Below are 16,989 nucleotides of genomic sequence, written 5' to 3' on the forward strand. Positions count from 1 at the left end.
ATCCGCTATCACTCCCGCCAGCGAATTTCCCCCTTAACGGAGCGAGCACATGGCCTCCTACCAGTACGTCTACCACATGCAGGGTGTCTCCAAGACCTACCCGGGTGGCAAGAAATGCTTTGAAAACATCCACCTCTCCTTTCTGCCCGGCGTGAAGATCGGTGTGGTCGGCGTCAACGGCGCCGGTAAGTCCACGCTGATGAAGATCATGGCCGGCCTCGACAAGGATTTCACCGGCGAGGCCTGGGCCGCGGAAGGCGCCAAGGTCGGCTACCTGCCGCAGGAGCCGCAGCTGGATGAGAGCCTGAGCGTGCGTGAAAACGTGATGCTGGGCGTGCAGGCCAAGAAGGACATCCTGGACCGCTACAACGAGCTGGCGATGAACTACTCGGACGAGACCGCCGAGGAGATGGCCAAGCTGCAGGATGAGATCGACGCTCAGAACCTGTGGGACCTGGACAGCCAGGTCGACGTATCCATGGAGGCGCTCCGCTGCCCGCCGGATGACGCCAAGATCGCTGACCTGTCGGGCGGTGAGCGCCGCCGCGTCGCGCTGTGCAAGCTGCTCTTGGAAGCGCCCGACATGCTGCTCCTCGACGAACCGACCAACCACCTGGACGCCGAGACCATCGCCTGGCTGCAGCAGCACCTGATCGACTACAAGGGCACCATCCTGTGTGTGACCCACGACCGTTACTTCCTGGATGACATCACCGGCTGGATCCTGGAACTCGACCGCGGCCGCGGCATTCCCTACGAGGGCAACTATTCCGCCTGGCTGGAGCAGAAGGCCAAGCGCCTGGAGCAGGAAGCCCGCGAGGACAAGGCCAAGCAGAAGACGCTGGAGCGCGAACTGGAATGGATGCGCCAGGGCCAGAAAGCCCGCCAGGCGAAATCCAAGGCCCGTATTGCTGCCTATAACGAGATGGCGTCGCAGTCCGAGCGCGAGAAGGTCGGCCGTGCCCAGATCGTCATTCCGAACGGCCCGCGCCTCGGCTCCAAGGTGATCGAGGTCAATGGTCTCGCCAAGCACTATGGCGACAAGCAGCTGATCGAAGGCCTCGACTTCTCGCTGCCGCCGGGCGGCATCGTCGGCGTGATCGGCCCCAACGGCGCCGGTAAATCGACCCTGTTCAAGATGCTGACCGGCCAGGAGCAGCCCGATGTGGGCAGCGTGGAATACGGCGACACCGTGAAACTCAGCTATGTCGACCAGTCGCGCGATGATCTGAACGACAACGACACCGTGTGGGAGGCGATCTCCGGCGGTGCCGAGATCATCGAACTGGGTGACGCGCAGGTCAATTCCCGCGCCTATTGCTCCTCGTTCAACTTCAAGGGCGGCGACCAGCAGAAAAAACTGTCGCTGCTGTCCGGCGGTGAGCGCAACCGCGTGCACATGGCGCGGCTTCTGAAAGAGGGCGGCAACGTGCTGCTCTTGGACGAACCAACCAACGACCTGGACGTGGAAACCCTGCGGGCGCTGGAAGACGCGCTGGTCGATTTCGCCGGCTGCGCCGTGGTGATCTCGCACGACCGTTTCTTCCTCGACCGGATCTGCACCCACATCCTGGCCTTTGAGGGCGACGCCCATGTGGAGTGGTTCGAGGGCAACTTCGAGGACTACGAGGAAGACAAGAAGCGCCGCCTGGGTCCCGACGCGCTGGAGCCCAAGCGGTTGAAGCACAAGAAATTTGTGCGGTGAACTGGCTGAAGCGGCTTATGGCAGGAAGTCAATTGATCCTGCCAAAGCCAACAATCCGGGAGACAGATTTTCTGTCTCCCGAAACCGATCCCGACCTGAAGATCGAAGATTACTACATCCGACTGCTCGGTGAGTTTGCCTCAGAAGAGATCTGGGCTGCGCTGGAAGCGCTCAAAGTGGATACGCTGAGGCAACTGGTTTCTGAGGGTCTGTTGACCGAAGGTCAGATGACTTTCTTCTGCTTGGAGTACTTCCGCGCCCAAATCCTTAACGGAGGTTTCCTGCAATTCATGGGAAATGCGGGCTTCATGTCAGCTGACGTTGCATCTTGCCTAAGAAAGCTCAGCCAAACAAAACTAGCCGACGATGTGGAACGCGTCGCTAATGATTTGACCCCTATTCTAAGGCACTTGGATGAGGTTCCAGGTGACGCTCGGAATAGCGCTTTCCGTTCAGCCTTGAGACGCGCCAACGCCCAAATGAAAGAAGCAATGGAGCGTTCCCCAGCAGGGCAACGTCTGGAGGCAGAAGCCGTTGTGCCAAGTCTTGTACTCGAAATGGTGGAGTACATTGAAAGCCACCCAGAAGAATTCTGCAAAGCCGTTTGAAAAGCTGCTGCTCGAACTCTTCACCAAACCTTTTAACAAGCGCCCAGCCTGGTTACGAGCAGAATTGGGCAACACAAGGCCCGCGTCTGACCTTGGGAGGGCGCGGATGCGCCTTCCCGGGGGGAAGGTCAGGCGCGGGCCGTGCCGCTGTGCGACACGCCCCAAGAAAGCAATACATCCGCCGGCCCACCGTTTCGCCTTTCCCCCGCTCTGCGCTACCCTCACCTCAGGCGCCCGGCGCGCCCTGTATTGGTTGAAGCGTTGAAAAGGATCTGCCATGCCCCTGAAACCGGAAGACGTGAAGGCACAGGTCGAGGCGCTGGGTGGCAAGAAGGCCAAGCGCAAAAAGCTGAAGACGGAGCCGGAAGGCACCAAGGGCAAGAAGCTGCCCGGCGATGTGCGCAAAGCTCTGGAGGCGCATTTCTCCAAGGCGAAGCTTGCCAAGGTGCAGGTGCACGTGGGCGGCAACGCCAAGGATGTCTGCAAGGAGCTGAAGGCCAAGGCCTTCACCTATGGCAACGACATTTACTTCATGAAGCCGGGCGACGCCAAGAACCCGCAACTGCTGGTGCATGAGCTGGCGCATGTGCTGGAGCAGGGCAAGGGCCGGATGCCCAAGGCCAAGGACGGGGTGGCGCTGACCTCGAAATGACGCGCGGGCCGGTTATTTGCGCAGGAATGCTGCTGCCGCCGCAATCTTAACCTTTTTACAACACAGTTGGCCGGATGATAGGGAGAGAAGCAGCGGGGCGCTCGGGTCCGCGCTGCGCGGTTTTGTTGGAGACGTCATGGCCTGGGCAGGTGTCATTCTGGGTATGGTTGCGGGCCTGTGCGCCGCGGTTGCGGGCTACGCCGCTGCCGGGCTGCCGCTGTGGGTCTGCATTGTGATCTATCCGGCAGCGGGCTCTGCAACTGCGCTGCTGGCAACCGCCCTGATGTACTGGCGCAGTCAAGCGGGCGGGCCTGGCGGCAGGCTGCCCCCACCCGGCCATCTGGCCGCCGCCTGAGGCAGGCGGCAGGGCGCCGGACTGAGGTTCGGATAACACCACCTTTGACATAGCCGGTTCCGCAGGAATCGCGTGCAAGTGTCATGTGCGCAGTTGCCTGATGGCAGGCTGCGCCCTAGTTTGCTGTTGGATGGGGATTATTGGGGGAAGGGCTGCATGGCCTGGATCAGCGCGTTATTCGGCGCAGTGGGCGGCTTGGTGCTGGCCGTTGCTGCCAGCATGATCGGCGGCTGGCCGGTTTGGCTGGTGCTGCTTCTGTATCCCGTTGCGGCTGTGGTGCTGATGCTGGGAATGCTTGCGTTCCAGCTGTGGCGCAGCGGCAGCGGGGAGCACAGCGCCGGCGCCAGGAGGGGCAGCGGCCCCAAGGCTGGCTGCAGCCCGGGGCTGGACCCGTTCTGAACCTGATCTGTCCGCTGCAGCAAACCTGCCGCCGCAAGGCCAGCGGGGTCAACCGCGCAGCCAGCTGATGATCTGGCCTGACCGCAGCGCGCCGGCCTGGCGTTTCTTTTCCTTGCCGCGCTCAAAGGCAATCAGCGCCGGAATGCCGCGGATGCGGTAGCGGGCGCCGGTGGACTGGTGGTCCTGGGTGTTGAGCTTGACCAGCCGGGCGCGGCCAGCCAGGGCCTTGGCGGCCTTGGCATATTCCGGCGCCATCATCCGGCAGGGGCCGCACCAGGGCGCCCAGAAATCCGCCACCAGCAGCACGTCGTCGTTCTGCACCGCCTTTTGCAGCGTGGCCGGATCCACGTCCAAGGGCTTGGACGGCATCAGCGCCGCGCCGCAGCTGCCGCATTTCGGGCCGCTGCCGAGTTTCTCTTCCGGCACCCGGTTCAACTGGGTGCAGGTCAGGCAAGTGAGGGTCTTGGCGCCCATAACGGCTCCTTTGGCTGTTTGCCCCGGTATAGCCGCGGCACCCGCGCGTGCAACAGCCTGCATCCTGTGCAACAGTTTGCATAACATCCGCCAAAACCCGTTGACCGCCTGCCGCCGCCGCCGGAAGATGAAGGGAGATACAGTTGACGTTCGGAGGTTTGGCCATGTTTTCACGCCGGAAAATTCTGACCACGGGCACCGCAGCCGCAACGGCGGCACTGCTGCCGCTGCCCGCGCTGGCCCGCAAGAAGGAGCCCGCGCCCTTTGACCCCACACCGCAGGAGGTGCGCATCCGCAAGGATTTTGCCCCCGGCCAGATCCTGGTGCTGCCGCGCTCCTACTACCTCTATTTCGTGACCGACAAGCGCAAGGCGATGCGGTATGGCGTCGGCGTTGGCAAGGCGGGGCTGGAGTTCACCGGCAAGGCGGTGATCGAACGCAAGAAGGAATGGCCGACCTGGCGCCCCACCGACGAGATGATCGAGCGCGACCCGCGGGCTTATGCCAAGTTCATCGACAACGAGTACATCCAGCCGGGCGGGCCGGACAATCCGCTGGGGGCGCGGGCGCTGTATCTGTTCCAGAACGGCATCGACACCTATTTCCGCATTCATGGCACCAACCAGCCGCAGACCATTGGCCATTCGGTGTCAAACGGCTGCATCCGGATGATGAACGAGCATGTCATGGACCTGTACGAGCGGGTGCCGCTGGGCACGGTGGTGACTGTGCTATAGGCGCACAACTGACGGTTCATTAGGCGCTCTGCCGCCGGAATCGGCCCCGGAACCCCGCGTCACCGCGCATTTTTCTTGCGCTGAGGGGGATTCGTACCCAATTCTGTCACGGCAATGTTACGCGAATGCCATCACTGTTCCTTACCCGGCACGGTCATGATCATCTGCAAACCTTGCCGGACTGCCGCATAAGCGGGCAGAGAACTGAGACGACTTAGGAGAAGACGACGATGGCCACTGGCACCGTCAAATGGTTCAACACCACCAAAGGCTACGGCTTTATTGCACCCGAAGATGGCGGCAAGGACATTTTTGTCCATATTTCCGCAGTTGAGCGTTCCGGCCTGACCGGGCTCGCAGACAATCAGAAAGTGACCTATGAGCTGCGCGCAGGCCGCGACGGCCGCGAATCCGCAGTGGATATCGCGCTGGTCTCCTGATCCTCTGATCTGCACCGAGAGTTTCAAACAGCCCTGATGGCCGGGGCTGTTTTCAATGGCCTATGGCAGCTACCAGCTGCAGGGCAGCCGGGCCGATAGCGGCCGCATTCAACGCAACGCCGCGGGCGTTGGGGTGTATGCCGTCGTCCTGCATGAAGCCTTGTGCAGCGGCGGGATCATTGCCCGCTTCAGCGGCGATGCCGGCAAAGGCATCCGGGTGCAGTACCGCGCCGTACTCTGCCGCGAGCTCCGGATAGATCGCGTCAAAGGCCTGTTTATACTCCGGGCCGTAATTGCGCGGGGCCTTCATGCCGATCAGCAGGACCTTTATGCCCTTACTCTGAGCTGATTGCAGGATCTGTTCGAGATTGCCGCGCGCTTCCTGCGGATCCAGCCCGCGCAGCATGTCGTTGCCGCCCAGCAGCACGATCAAACCGTCGGGGTTGTCCGACAGGGTCCATTCGGCGCGCTCTGCCCCGCCGGCGGTGGTATCACCGGAAACGCCAGCATTCTGCAGCGAAACCTCTGCGCCGTTTTCGTTCAGCCAGCGCTCCAGCTGCGGCACCAGCCCCTGGCCCTGCGGCAGTCCGTATCCCTGCACAAGGCTGTCACCCAGCGCAGTGATCCGCAGCGGCTCCGCCCAGGCGGGGGCAGTGAAAAGCAGCAAACTCAGCAGTGCCAATGTCTTGCGCATGGCGGCAAACACTCCATATCGGTTAGGTGCATCCAACAGGCAGGCCCGATGACCGATCAAAACAGCCCCGTTCTGCATCTTTTAGATGCGAGTTTGACCCTGAATAGCAATACCGGCCCGGTAGAGATTTTGCACGGCATCTCGCTGGACGTGCGGCAGGGGGAGACGCTGGGGCTGGTGGGGCCGTCGGGTTCGGGCAAGTCATCGCTGCTGATGCTGATGGGCGGGTTGGAGCAGGCGACCGGCGGAACTGTAAATGCCCTGGGCCAGGACCTGACCGGGATGGACGAGGACGCGCTGGCCCGGTTCCGGCGCAACAACATGGGCGTTGTGTTCCAGAGCTTTCACCTGATCCCGACCATGACGGCGCTGGAAAACGTGGCGACGCCTTTGGAGCTGGCAGGCGTCAAGGATGCCTTCCCCCGCGCGCAGGCCGAATTGGAAGCCGTGGGCCTTGGCCATCGGGCAGGCCATTTCCCGGCGCAGATGTCGGGCGGCGAGCAGCAGCGGGTGGCGCTGGCGCGCGCCTTGGCACCGCGGCCTGCGATCCTGCTGGCGGATGAACCGACCGGAAATCTGGATGAGGCCAATGGCGCCGCGGTGATGGACCTCTTGTTCGGTTTGCGCGACCGCTATGGCGCGACACTGGTGATGGTCACCCACGCGCCGGAGCTGGCATCACGTTGCGACCGGGTGGTGCGGCTGCGCGACGGACGGGTGGATGACGCCGCGGCGCGCGAGGCTGCAGAATGAATGCTGCGGCGTTCCGCCTTGCCTGGCGTTTTGCCCTGCGGGAGCTGCGCGGCGGCCTGAAGGGATTCCGCATCTTCCTCGCCTGCTTGGCGTTGGGGGTTGGGGTGATTGCCGCCATCGGCTCCATCCGCGCGTCGATCGAAACCGGACTGGAACGCGAGGGCGCAACCATCCTGGGCGGCGATGCCGAACTGAATTTCACCTACCGGTTTGCCACTGAAGAAGAGCGCGCCTGGCTGGACCGGACCGCGCGGCGCCATTCCGAGATTGCCGAGTTCCGTTCCATGGCGACAGTGGGAGAGGAGCGCGGGCTGACCCAGGTGAAGGCGGTGGATGGGTTGTATCCCCTGAAAGGCGAGATGCAGCTGGCGCCTGAGATGCCGCTGGAAGAGGCGCTGGCGGGCGCGGACGGGTTGCCCGGCGGGGTAATGGACCGGGTGCTGGCCGACCGTTTGGGGCTGCAGCCGGGGGATACTTTCCGGCTTGGAACACAGGATTTCCGGCTGATGGCGATGATCGCGCTGGAGCCGGATGCCGCGGCCTCAGGCTTTGAACTTGGGCCGCGCACGATGGTGCGGACAGCAGACCTGGGTGACTCCGGCCTGCTGGAACCCGGCACCATTTTTGACACCAAGTACCGGATGGAGCTGCCCGCGGGCAGCAACCTGAACGCCCTGCAGGCCGAAGCCGAGGGACTGTTTGAAAGCACCGGCATGCGCTGGCGCGATGCACGGAACGGCGCGCCGGGGATCACTTCCTTTGTCGAGCGGCTGGGCGGGTTCCTGGTTCTGGTCGGCCTGTCCGGTCTGGCAGTGGGCGGGGTTGGCGTGTCCGCTGCCGTGCGCGCCTACCTGGCGACCAAAACCGCAACCATCGCCACCCTGCGCACGCTGGGGGCGGAGCGGCAGACGATTTTCCTCACCTACTTCCTGCAGATCGGCGCGCTGACATTGGTGGGCGTGGGCATCGGCCTGGTGCTGGGCGGGCTTGGTCCGGTGCTGCTGGGGCCGCTGATCGCGGCGCAGCTGCCGTTCCCGGCGGTGTTTTCGCTCTATCCCTCGGCGCTGGCGGAGGCTGCGATTTACGGCGTGCTGACCGCCTTTATCTTTGCCCTATGGCCACTGGCGCGGGCGGAACGCATCCGCGCGGCCTCGCTGTTCCGGGATGCCTTTGCCAGCCGCACAAGGCTGCCCGCGCCGCGCTATCTGCTGGCAACCGGGGTGGCGCTGGCGGCGCTGGTGGGGCTGGCGGCGTGGTTCAGCGGCTCGGCGCAGCTGACGCTGTGGACCGCAGGCGGGCTGATGGGGGCGCTGATGGTGCTGCTGGTTGCAGCGCTAGGGATCGGGTTTATGGCCCGCCGCGGCACCGGGGCGTCGCGCGGGCGCCCTGCCCTGCGGTGGGCGCTCTCGTCCATTGGCAGCGCGCGAGATGGTGCCGTGCCTGCGGTTCTGGCGCTGGGTCTGGGCCTGACGGTGCTGGCTGCCATCGGCCAGATCGACGGCAACATGCGCCGCGCCATTGCGGGCAACCTGCCGGACGTGGCGCCGAGCTATTTCTTTGTCGATATCCAGCGCAGCCAGATGCCCGCGTTCCTGGAGCGGGTGGAGAACGATCCCTCCGTCACCCGGGTGGAAAACGCGCCGATGCTGCGCGGGGTGCTGACCCGGATCAACGGGCAGCCCGCGACGGAGGTTGCGGGCGATCACTGGGTGGTGCGCGGCGACCGCGGCATCACCTATGCCGCCGCCCAGCCGGAGGCGACGGAGGTCACGGCGGGCAGGTGGTGGCCGGAGGATTATTCAGGTGATCCACAGATCAGCTTTGCCGCTGAGGAGGCTGAAGAACTTGGGCTCAAGCTGGGCGACACGCTGACGCTGAACATCCTGGGCCGCGACATCACCGGCACAATCACCAGTTTCCGCAACGTGGATTTCTCTACCGCGGGGATGGGGTTTGTGATGGTCCTGAACGAGGCTGCTCTGGCCGGTGCGCCGCACAGTTTCATCGCCACCGTCTATGCAGAGGAGCAGGCCGAGGCTGCGATCCTGCGCGATCTGGCGCGGGAGATGCCGAATATCACCGCCATCCGGATGCGCGATGCCATCGACCGGGTGTCTGACATCCTGCGCCAGCTGGCGGCGGCCACCGCCTATGGCGCGGCGGCGACGCTGCTGACCGGGTTCCTCGTATTGCTGGGCACCGCGGCGGCGGGGGAGCCTGCGCGGCGCTATGAGGCAGCGCTTCTGAAAACACTGGGCGCGCCGCGCAAGCAGATCCTGGCAAGCTTTGCGCTGCGCTCTGCCCTGCTGGGCGCGGCGGCGGGCATGGTTGCCTTGGCCGCGGGCATTGCCGGGGCCTGGGCGATCAACGCCTATGTGTTCGAGACCAGCTATGCGGTGATCTGGCCCAATGCGCTGATGGTGATTTCCGGCGGGGTTCTGACAACGCTGCTGGCCGGGCTTGCCTTTGCGCTGCGGCCGCTTGCGGCCAAGCCGGCCCGCATCCTGCGCGCCCGCGAGTAAGAAGCAGAACTGCGGCGGCCTGCCTTAGCGGGCGCCGCAGGACACCGGCTGCAGGATCCGCATCAGGTCGTGGTTGTCGCAAACCAGAGATTCCAGCGAGATATCGTCCAGCGAGGTGTAGAAAGCCTGGGCTGCATCCGCCAGCGCCACCTTGAGGCGGCAGGCCGAGGCCAGCGGGCAGGTGTTGTCCGCGTCAGCAAAGCACTCCACCATCGGCAGGTTGCCTTCCACATCGCGGAACACATCGCCGATTCGGATCTCTGCGGCGTTCTTGCCCAGGTTCATACCGCCGTTGCGGCCGCGCTGGGTGGCAAGATAGCCCAGCTGGCTCAGCTGGTTGATCACCTGCGCCAGGTGGTTTTCCGAGATATTACAGCACTCTGCAATCTCGGCCTTGGTCACCAGGCGGTCTTCATGCGCGGCGCAGTACATCAGCAGCCGCACGGCAATGTTGGTCCTTTTGGTAATGCGCATGGGGTGCTCCCGAAGCTAGATTGCATAGCTTATTGCACAAGCCGCCAAAAAGCGGTTTGACATACATCAATAAGCGGAAATGCGGCGGAAGGGTGCGCAGATGACGGCTCCTTACTTCTTTGGCTACGGCAGCCTGGTGAATACGGCGACACACAGCTACGGCGGTGCCCAGCCTGCCCGCCTGAAGGGCTGGCGGCGGGCCTGGGTTCACACCTCCCTGCGCGAGGTGGCATTTCTGTCGGCGGTGCCCTGCGAGAACAGTGAAATCGACGGGTTGATTGCCGAGGTGCCGGGTGCCGACTGGGCGGCGCTGGACGAACGGGAGTTTGCCTATGAGCGGCTGCCGGCCTCGGACCGCGTGCAGCACGGGCTGGCGGGCGCGCCGGAAATCTCTGTCTATGCGGTCGCTGCCGACAAGCAGAACGGCGTCAGCGAGCAGCACCCGATCCTGCTGAGCTATCTGGATGTGGTGCTGCAGGGCTACCTGCGGGTATTTGGTGATGACGGCCTGAAGGGCTTCGTGGACACCACCGACGGCTGGGATGCGCCAATTCTGGATGACCGTGCAGCACCGCGGTATCCGCGCCATCAGAGCATCGCCGCAGCAGAGCGCAAAATCTTTGACGATCTGATCGACAGCACCGGCGCCCGACGCATAGTCTGGAAGGCATGATCGAAAAGCTATTATTGCACCTGGGCCGGATTGCGCGGCAGCTCTGGTTCAGGGTTGTTCTGATTTCCATAATCTCCGTGCTGGCGCTGCTGCTGGCGCCGTTGGCGAAACCCTGGCTGCCAGACAACCTGAGCGAAGATTTCGGGCGCGAGGCAGTGCTGCCGGTGCTGACGATCCTGGCGTCTGGCATGCTGGCGGTCACCACGTTCTCGCTGAACGTCATGGTCAGCGCCTACCGCACGGCCGCGTCAATGGCGACGCCGCGGGTCTACCGGCTGCTGCTGGAGGACACTGTCACCCACCGGGTGCTGGCGACCTTTGTCAGCGGCTTCATCTATTCGCTGAGCGCGGTGATCCTGTTCCGGGCCGGCTATTTCACCCCGGAAGGCGCGCTGGTGGTGTTTGGCCTGACCGTCATCGTGGTGGTGCTGATCGTCGGCGCCATCCTGCGCTGGATCGACCATTTGTCGAGCCTGGGCAGCATGGACCACACTCTGCGGCTGATCGAGAGCCGCGCCCGCGCCAGCCTGCGGGCGCGGATGAAAAAGCCCTGTCTCGGCGGCCTGTGCGCGCGGGAAGAGGCCAAGCCCGAGGACGCCGTTGATATCCCCGCTGCTAAAAGCGGCTTTGTCCGATATGCGGGACTGTCGCGGCTGAATGAGCTGGCAGAGGAGGCCGGCACCCAAATCACCCTGGCGCGGGCACCTGGGGAATACATCCTGCGCGGCCAGCCGGTGGCCTGGGCCACGGCGGGGGACAATGATTTCTGCAAGGCGGCCTCTGCGGCGATCGACATCGGCGATGTGCGCAGTTTCGACCAGGACCCGTCCTTTGGCCTCACGCTGCTGGCGGAGACCGCGCAGCGGGCGCTGTCGCCCGGTGTCAACGACCCCGGCACCGCGGTGGAGGTGATGGGGCGGCTGGAGCGGCTGCTGTGGGAGAATATGCTGGCGGATGAGACCAGCGGGACACGCGAAGCGACCTATCCGAATGTGAGCATCCCGCCGGTCACAGCCAAGCATCTGCTGCACTGCGCCTTTCCGCCGATTGCCCGCTGCGGCAGCGACTCGCCTTCGGTGATGCGCTGGATGGAGAAGTCGCTGGATGCGCTAGGCGGCCACCCGAACCCGGACATGGCAGAGGCGGCCAAGGAGATGTGCCGGGAGGTAAAGGACGGCCGCTGGGGCTGAACCGCCCGCACCCAGCCCTTCTGGACAGAAAAAGGCGGCGCGATCAGGCACCGCCCTTTTTACACCAGTATGTCTCAGGTGTCAGCCGCGGGCGCGCACGGTTTCCATCAGCGCCAGCAGGGCGGACATGTCGGGACCGCGCTCCATGCCGGTGACGGCTTTGCGCAGCGGCATGAACAGGCCCTTGCCCTTGCGGCCAGTCGCCTCTTTCACCGCGGCGGTCCACTTGCCCCAGCTTTCGCTATCGTAGGGGCCTTCGGGCAGCAGGGCCATCGCTTCGGTCATGAAATCCTTGTCTTCATCCGCAACCAGCGGCTCGGCACCGTCGCGGCACAGCTCCCACCAGCCCGCGAGATCCTGGAGCGTGGTGATGTTTTCCTTGGCCATGTCCCAGAAGGCGGCCTGTTTCTCCGCCGGAACGCCCAGCGCGTCCACATGGGTTTGCACGGTCTCCAGCGGCAGCGACTGCAGGTGGCGGGCGGTCAGCGGATAGAGATCCTCGACATCGAACTTGGTCGGCGCGGCACCAAAGCGGTTGATGTCGAAGCCCTCGATCAGCTCTGCCAGTTCCGAGCGCAGTTCAACCGGGTCGGAGGAACCCAGGCGCGCCATCAGGCTGAGGAGCGCCATCGGCTGCACGCCGGCCTCGCGCAGGTCGCGCAGCGCCAGGGTGCCCAGACGCTTGGACAGCGCCTCGCCCTGCGGGCCGGTCAGCAGCGAGTGGTGGGCGAAGGAGGGGACAGAACCGCCCAGCGCCTCGATGATCTGGATCTGGGTGGCGGTGTTGGTGACGTGGTCGGAGCCGCGCACCACATGGGTCACGCCCATCTCGGTGTCGTCGACCACCGAGGCAAGCGTGTAAAGGAACTGGCCGTCGCCGCGGATCAGCACCGGGTCGGAGACCGAGGCCGCGTCGATGGAGATATCGCCGAGTATGCCGTCGGTCCACTCAATGCGCTGATGGTCCAGCTTGAAGCGCCAGACGCCGTCGCCGCGCTCAGCCCGCAGGGCAGCTTTCTCGTCGTCGGACAGGTTCAGCGCGGCGCGGTCATAGACCGGCGGCTTGCCCATGTTCAGCTGCTTCTTGCGTTTCAGGTCCAGCTCGGTCGGGGTCTCGAAAGCCTCGTAGAAACGGCCGATCTCGCGCAGTTTGTCTGCCGCAGCGACGTAGCGGTCGAGGCGCTCGGACTGGCGTTCGACCTTGTCCCAGGTCAGGCCCAGCCACTCCAGGTCCTGCTTGATTGCATCGACATATTCTTCCTTGGACCGCTCCGGGTCGGTGTCGTCGATGCGCAGAATGAAAGTGCCGCCGGCCTTGCGGGCGATCAGATAGTTCATCAGCGCGGTGCGCAGGTTGCCGACATGGATAAAGCCGGTCGGCGACGGGGCAAAACGGGTGGTGGTCATCACGAGTCTCCTGTTGCCCTGCCCCTTGTCACATGGGCCGCGGTTTGTCCAGTTTCGCGAGGGTTAACGCGCCTTTGGCGCGGGCCTGCGGTGCGAGTATTTTTGGAAAGATGAAGCGAGGTTATTCAGGCTGCACAGGCCAGATTGCATTGAGGTCTTTGATGCCCGCGCGGATCAGCTCGCCCAGCACGTTCAGATCAATGTCGGCGAGCTTGTTCACATAGAGGCAGCTTTTGCCGAGGCGGTGCTTGCCCAATCGGGCAAGGATGGAACTGTAGTCCTGGTAGCCCGGCATGATGTAGATCGAATGGCGCGCCCGGCGCGGGGCAAATCCGGTGGCCAGGAACTCGCCTTCGCGGCCCGTTGCGTAGCGGTAGTGGTATCTGCCGTAACCGACGATAGACGGTCCCCACATCTGCGGCTGATAGCCCGTCGCCTTGCGGAACAGACGGTCCAGTTCCTGCGCCTCGACCGATTTTCGCTCCGGCTCCACCGCTTGCAGAAACTCTATGACGCTTGCGCCCGTCAGGGCTGTCTTGTTCCGGCTCATCCGCCAGCCCTCCTGCTGAGATGATAGCACAACGGGAGCAGTCTGGAAGTGCCGGGCGTTTGGCTGGCGGAGGGATCAGTAGCCAGTTTGAGGGCCGTAGCCGCCGCCGTCGGTGAAGCGCGACAGGCGGAAGGCGTGCGGGTCCACCACCGGGATGCTGCCGGTCACCAGATCAGCGGCCAGCCGTCCGGCAGCGGGGCCGATACCAAAACCGTGGCCGGAAAAGCCGGTGGCAATGAACAGCCCCGGCAAGCTGTCGACCTGCGAGAGGACCGGGATTGCATCCGGTGTCACATCCATCAGCCCGGCCCAGCTTTGCACCACATCGGCGCCCTGCAGCACCGGGAATGCCCTTTGCGCTGCGGCCCAGCCGCTGCGGAGTGCTTTCTGAGAGGGTGCCGGATCTAGAACGCGGCACTGTTCAAAAGGGCTAATGTCCTGCGGATCCCATCGGTGCGCCTGGGCAGCTTCCTCGGCCCAGCGGCCGGAGACACGGAATTGCAGGGCCCGCCATTCCTGGCGCAGGCTGGGCAGGTATTTCCAGCCAAGGCGGAAACTGTCAGGAACGATGTCCACCACATTTTCCATCGCATCAGAGACCGTGTAGCCACCGTCTGCCCGCTTGCGCAGGCCGAGATTGCCGCTGCGCACCGCTGTTTCCGGACCTCCCGGCACCGGCGAGGTGCGCAGAACCGAGTTCAGCACCTTGAGCTGCGGCAGGTCCACGCCCGCATTGCCCAGGAACAGCCGCGACCAAGCGCCGCCTGCGGTGACAACGGCGGAACAGGCCACCCGGCCGCGTTCGGTCATCACCCCGCTGATGCGGCCCGCAGAAGTTTCAACACTGCGCACGGCGCAATCGGTCATTACTTTCGCCCCGGCAGCACGGGCGGCGGAGGCGATTGCGTGGGTTGCCAGCTGCGGTTCGGCGCGGCCGTCCATGGGCGTGTGCAGCGCTGCCTGCGCCTTGGTCTGGTGTCCTGGCATCAGCTGGGCCAGCTGTTGGCCGCGGACCATGCGCGCGCCCTGGTCCCAGCTGTCGAGGTTGCGCAGCCAGCGCTCCAGCTGCGCCTCGCGCTTGGCGGTCTCAGCCGTGTAGAGGATACCGGATCGGGTGAAGCCGGTCTCATGCCCGGTGCGTTCTGCCAATCCGTCCCACAGGCGCAAAGCCTCTGCCATCAGAGGGATTTCCCGCGGGTCGCGGCAAGCGATGCGCACCCACCCCCAGTTGCGCGAGCTTTGCTCCCCTGCGATCTGGCCCTTTTCGCAGAGCAGCACCGAGTGGCCGCGTTCGGCCAGCTCCAGCGCGGTGCTGGCACCAATGATGCCGCCGCCGATCACCACGGCGTCAACGGCCTTGGGCAAGGCCAGATCGGATTGGAAATGGGGCAGCTTCGGTCCGGGCATGCGGGCATCTATGCCCGGTGAAAAACCGCCGGTCCAGCGTGCATGCGACACAGGTTGCGCCGCATTCGGCCATTGTGATTTTTCCGCCGCATATCAGAACGTTACCGGCAACGAAAAACCCTAAACCGCGACTAAAGAGACGTGGATTAACCTGCGGAGTCAACGGGTTAGCGCGGCCTTCAAGAGGGGTCGCGCCAGCGGTTCACAATCGGATAGCGGCGGTCCAGCCAGAACGCGCGCCGGGTCAGGCGGGCACCGGGAGCCGATTGGAAGCGCTTGTATTCGCTGATATAAATCAGATGCTCCACCCGCTTGGCTGTATCCCGGTCATAGCCCGCCGCAACACAATCTGCAATTGAGCCATCCTGATCCACCAGAATATCAAGGATTGCATCCAGCACCGGGTAGTCCGGCAGGCTGTCGCTGTCCTTCTGGTCTTCGCGCAGCTCGGCACTGGGCGGCTTGTCGATCACATTGGGGCGGATCACCTCGCCAGCCGGGCCCCTCATCCAAGGACGGTGGTTGGCGTTGCGCCAGCGGCAGGTTTCGAACACGCGGGTCTTGTACAAATCCTTGATCGGGTTGTAGCCGCCGTTCATGTCGCCGTAGATGGTGGCATAGCCGACTGCGACCTCCGACTTGTTGCCGGTGGTCAGCAGCATTTCTCCGAACTTGTTGGACATTGCCATCAGCAGGAGGCCGCGCAGCCGGGACTGGATGTTTTCCTCCGTAAGGCCGGGCTCCATGCCCTCGAACAGCGGCGCCAGCGTATTGGTGATCGCGGCCCGGCCTTCGGAGATCGGCACGTAGTCGTAGCGGACGCCCAGTGCCTTGGCGACGGCCTCTGCATCGTCGAGGGAGTCCCGGCTGGTGTATTCCGACGGCAGCATCACGCAGCGGACATTTTCGGCGCCAAGCGCGTCCACCGCGATGGCCGCAACGATTGCGGAGTCGACGCCGCCGGACAGGCCCAGCAGAGCCTTATTAAAGCCGGTTTTGCCCATGTAGTCGCGCAAGGACTCCACCATCACCCGGTAGTCCTGCTCCCATGCGTCGGGCAGATGCGCCTTTTCGCCCTCGACCGCGCGCCAGCCGTCCTCGGTGCGCTCCAGGTCGAGATGGGCATAGGCCTCATCAAACACCGGCATCTGCAGCGCCAGCGCACCGCCCGGGTTCAGCACGAAAGAGCCGCCGTCAAAGACCTGATCGTCCTGGCCGCCAACCATGTTGAGGTAGATCACCGGCAGATGGGTTTCGACGGAGCGCGCCACCATGTGGTTGAAGCGCACCTCCATCTTGTCGCGGAAATAGGGCGAGCCGTTGGGGATCAGCAGGAACTCTGCGCCGGTCTCAGCCAGGGTTTCCGCGACATCCTCGTGCCAGCCGTCCTCGCAAATGGGGGAGCCGATGCGGGTATTGCCAACGGCATAGGGACCGCCCAGCGGGCCGGCATCAAAAATCCGCACCTCGTCAAACACGGTTTCATTGGGCAGGTGGTGCTTGAGGCTGCGCGAGGCGATCTTGCCGTCTTTCAGGACAAGGTAGGCATTATAGAGTTTAGCGCCCTCGACCCAGGGGCTGCCGATAGCAAGCGCGGGGCCGTCTGCGCAATCCGCGGCCAGTTTCTCTACCTCGGCGATGGCGGCGGTGTGGAAGGCCGGCTTCATCACCAGGTCCTGGGTGTTATAGCCGGTGATGAACATTTCCGGCAGCGCCACCAGATCGGCGCCAGCCTTGCGGCCCTCCTCCCAGGCAGTGCGGGCCTTGGCAGCGTTGCCTGCCAGGTCGCCAACGGTGGGGTTCAGCTGCGCCAGTGTCACGCGGAAACGGTCTGCCATGCTGCTTGGGCCCTTTGTGAAATACCTCTCCCAGCCATTTATCAGATTGACGGCCAAGGAAAAGGGCAAGGGGGGCAGGCCAGGGAAAAGACATTGCGGCCCGTGTTGCGG

General features: G+C 64.1%; 18 protein-coding genes. 11 read left to right on the plus strand and 7 right to left on the minus strand.

Annotated features, from left to right (window positions below; all coding sequences use genetic code 11):
- Positions 1-49 precede the first annotated feature (49 nt).
- From ettA to RA21_RS05895, 5 genes are all read left to right on the plus strand, one after another.
- Positions 50-1,705: an energy-dependent translational throttle protein EttA gene (gene ettA, locus RA21_RS05875; protein WP_019296706.1), complete on the plus strand. Its 1,656-nt coding sequence runs from the start codon at positions 50-52 to the stop codon at positions 1,703-1,705.
- Positions 1,702-2,313: a DMP19 family protein gene (locus RA21_RS05880; RefSeq protein WP_039147252.1), complete on the plus strand. Its 612-nt coding sequence runs from the start codon at positions 1,702-1,704 to the stop codon at positions 2,311-2,313. The genes ettA and RA21_RS05880 overlap by 4 nt, the downstream gene beginning before the upstream one ends.
- Positions 2,314-2,590: 277 nt before the next feature.
- Positions 2,591-2,965, plus strand: coding sequence for an eCIS core domain-containing protein (locus tag RA21_RS05885; RefSeq protein ID WP_019296707.1), 375 nt, complete (start codon positions 2,591-2,593; stop codon positions 2,963-2,965).
- Between the two features lie 136 nt (positions 2,966-3,101).
- Positions 3,102-3,320, plus strand: coding sequence for a hypothetical protein (locus RA21_RS05890; protein ID WP_039147253.1), 219 nt, complete (start codon positions 3,102-3,104; stop codon positions 3,318-3,320).
- Positions 3,321-3,476: 156 nt separating this feature from the next.
- The gene (locus RA21_RS05895) at positions 3,477-3,719 is read left to right on the plus strand and encodes a hypothetical protein (RefSeq protein WP_019296709.1); all 243 of its coding nucleotides are present in this window, start codon (positions 3,477-3,479) and stop codon (positions 3,717-3,719) included.
- A gap of 48 nt (positions 3,720-3,767) precedes the next feature.
- On the opposite strand, the gene RA21_RS05900 is transcribed toward RA21_RS05895, so the two are convergent.
- Positions 3,768-4,193, minus strand: coding sequence for a thioredoxin domain-containing protein (locus tag RA21_RS05900; protein WP_039147784.1), 426 nt, complete (start codon positions 4,191-4,193; stop codon positions 3,768-3,770).
- Between the two features lie 164 nt (positions 4,194-4,357).
- Here RA21_RS05900 and RA21_RS05905 point away from each other — a divergent pair, with 164 nt between their 5' ends.
- Both RA21_RS05905 and RA21_RS05910 read left to right on the plus strand, forming a co-directional pair.
- On the plus strand, positions 4,358-4,930 hold the full coding sequence (locus tag RA21_RS05905; RefSeq protein WP_039147254.1) for a L,D-transpeptidase: 573 nt from the start codon (positions 4,358-4,360) through the stop codon (positions 4,928-4,930).
- A gap of 230 nt (positions 4,931-5,160) precedes the next feature.
- Complete coding sequence (locus RA21_RS05910; RefSeq protein ID WP_008557431.1) at positions 5,161-5,370, plus strand: cold-shock protein; 210 nt, start codon at positions 5,161-5,163, stop codon at positions 5,368-5,370.
- A gap of 52 nt (positions 5,371-5,422) precedes the next feature.
- On the opposite strand, the gene RA21_RS05915 is transcribed toward RA21_RS05910, so the two are convergent.
- Complete coding sequence (locus RA21_RS05915) at positions 5,423-6,064, minus strand: arylesterase (protein WP_039147257.1); 642 nt, start codon at positions 6,062-6,064, stop codon at positions 5,423-5,425.
- Between the two features lie 48 nt (positions 6,065-6,112).
- Between RA21_RS05915 and RA21_RS05920 the strand changes: the two genes are divergently transcribed.
- Entirely contained in the window at positions 6,113-6,817 is a 705-nt protein-coding gene (locus RA21_RS05920; RefSeq protein ID WP_039147258.1) for an ABC transporter ATP-binding protein, read from the plus strand.
- Positions 6,814-9,339: an ABC transporter permease gene (locus tag RA21_RS05925; RefSeq protein ID WP_039147260.1), complete on the plus strand. Its 2,526-nt coding sequence runs from the start codon at positions 6,814-6,816 to the stop codon at positions 9,337-9,339. Before RA21_RS05920 ends, RA21_RS05925 begins: the two co-directional genes overlap by 4 nt.
- 24 nt (positions 9,340-9,363) lie before the next feature.
- Here RA21_RS05925 and RA21_RS05930 read toward each other — a convergent pair whose 3' ends face one another.
- Positions 9,364-9,813, minus strand: coding sequence for an RrF2 family transcriptional regulator (locus RA21_RS05930; protein WP_019297740.1), 450 nt, complete (start codon positions 9,811-9,813; stop codon positions 9,364-9,366).
- Positions 9,814-9,913: 100 nt separating this feature from the next.
- On the opposite strand from RA21_RS05930, the gene RA21_RS05935 reads away from it, so the two are divergent.
- Together RA21_RS05935 and RA21_RS05940 are read left to right on the plus strand one after the other, a co-directional pair.
- Positions 9,914-10,486 (plus strand): gamma-glutamylcyclotransferase family protein, encoded by a 573-nt coding sequence (locus RA21_RS05935; protein WP_029204977.1) that lies wholly within the window; start codon positions 9,914-9,916, stop codon positions 10,484-10,486.
- A complete protein-coding gene (locus tag RA21_RS05940) occupies positions 10,483-11,676 on the plus strand; it encodes a DUF2254 domain-containing protein (RefSeq protein WP_039147262.1) in 1,194 nt (397 codons plus the stop codon). The genes RA21_RS05935 and RA21_RS05940 overlap by 4 nt, the downstream gene beginning before the upstream one ends.
- Positions 11,677-11,757: 81 nt before the next feature.
- On the opposite strand, the gene gltX is transcribed toward RA21_RS05940, so the two are convergent.
- The 4 genes from gltX to RA21_RS05960 form a co-directional block, all read right to left on the minus strand.
- Positions 11,758-13,083: a glutamate--tRNA ligase gene (gene gltX / locus RA21_RS05945; RefSeq protein ID WP_039147264.1), complete on the minus strand. Its 1,326-nt coding sequence runs from the start codon at positions 13,081-13,083 to the stop codon at positions 11,758-11,760.
- A 121-nt stretch (positions 13,084-13,204) separates the two neighbouring features.
- On the minus strand, positions 13,205-13,633 hold the full coding sequence (locus RA21_RS05950; protein WP_039147266.1) for a DUF1801 domain-containing protein: 429 nt from the start codon (positions 13,631-13,633) through the stop codon (positions 13,205-13,207).
- Positions 13,634-13,708: 75 nt separating this feature from the next.
- On the minus strand, positions 13,709-15,040 hold the full coding sequence (locus RA21_RS05955; RefSeq protein WP_029204976.1) for an NAD(P)/FAD-dependent oxidoreductase: 1,332 nt from the start codon (positions 15,038-15,040) through the stop codon (positions 13,709-13,711).
- A gap of 179 nt (positions 15,041-15,219) precedes the next feature.
- Positions 15,220-16,878 (minus strand): NAD+ synthase, encoded by a 1,659-nt coding sequence (locus RA21_RS05960; protein ID WP_039147268.1) that lies wholly within the window; start codon positions 16,876-16,878, stop codon positions 15,220-15,222.
- Between the last annotated feature and the right edge of the window lie 111 nt (positions 16,879-16,989).

Source organism: Leisingera sp. ANG-DT (assembly GCF_000813785.1).
GTDB lineage: Bacteria > Pseudomonadota > Alphaproteobacteria > Rhodobacterales > Rhodobacteraceae > Leisingera.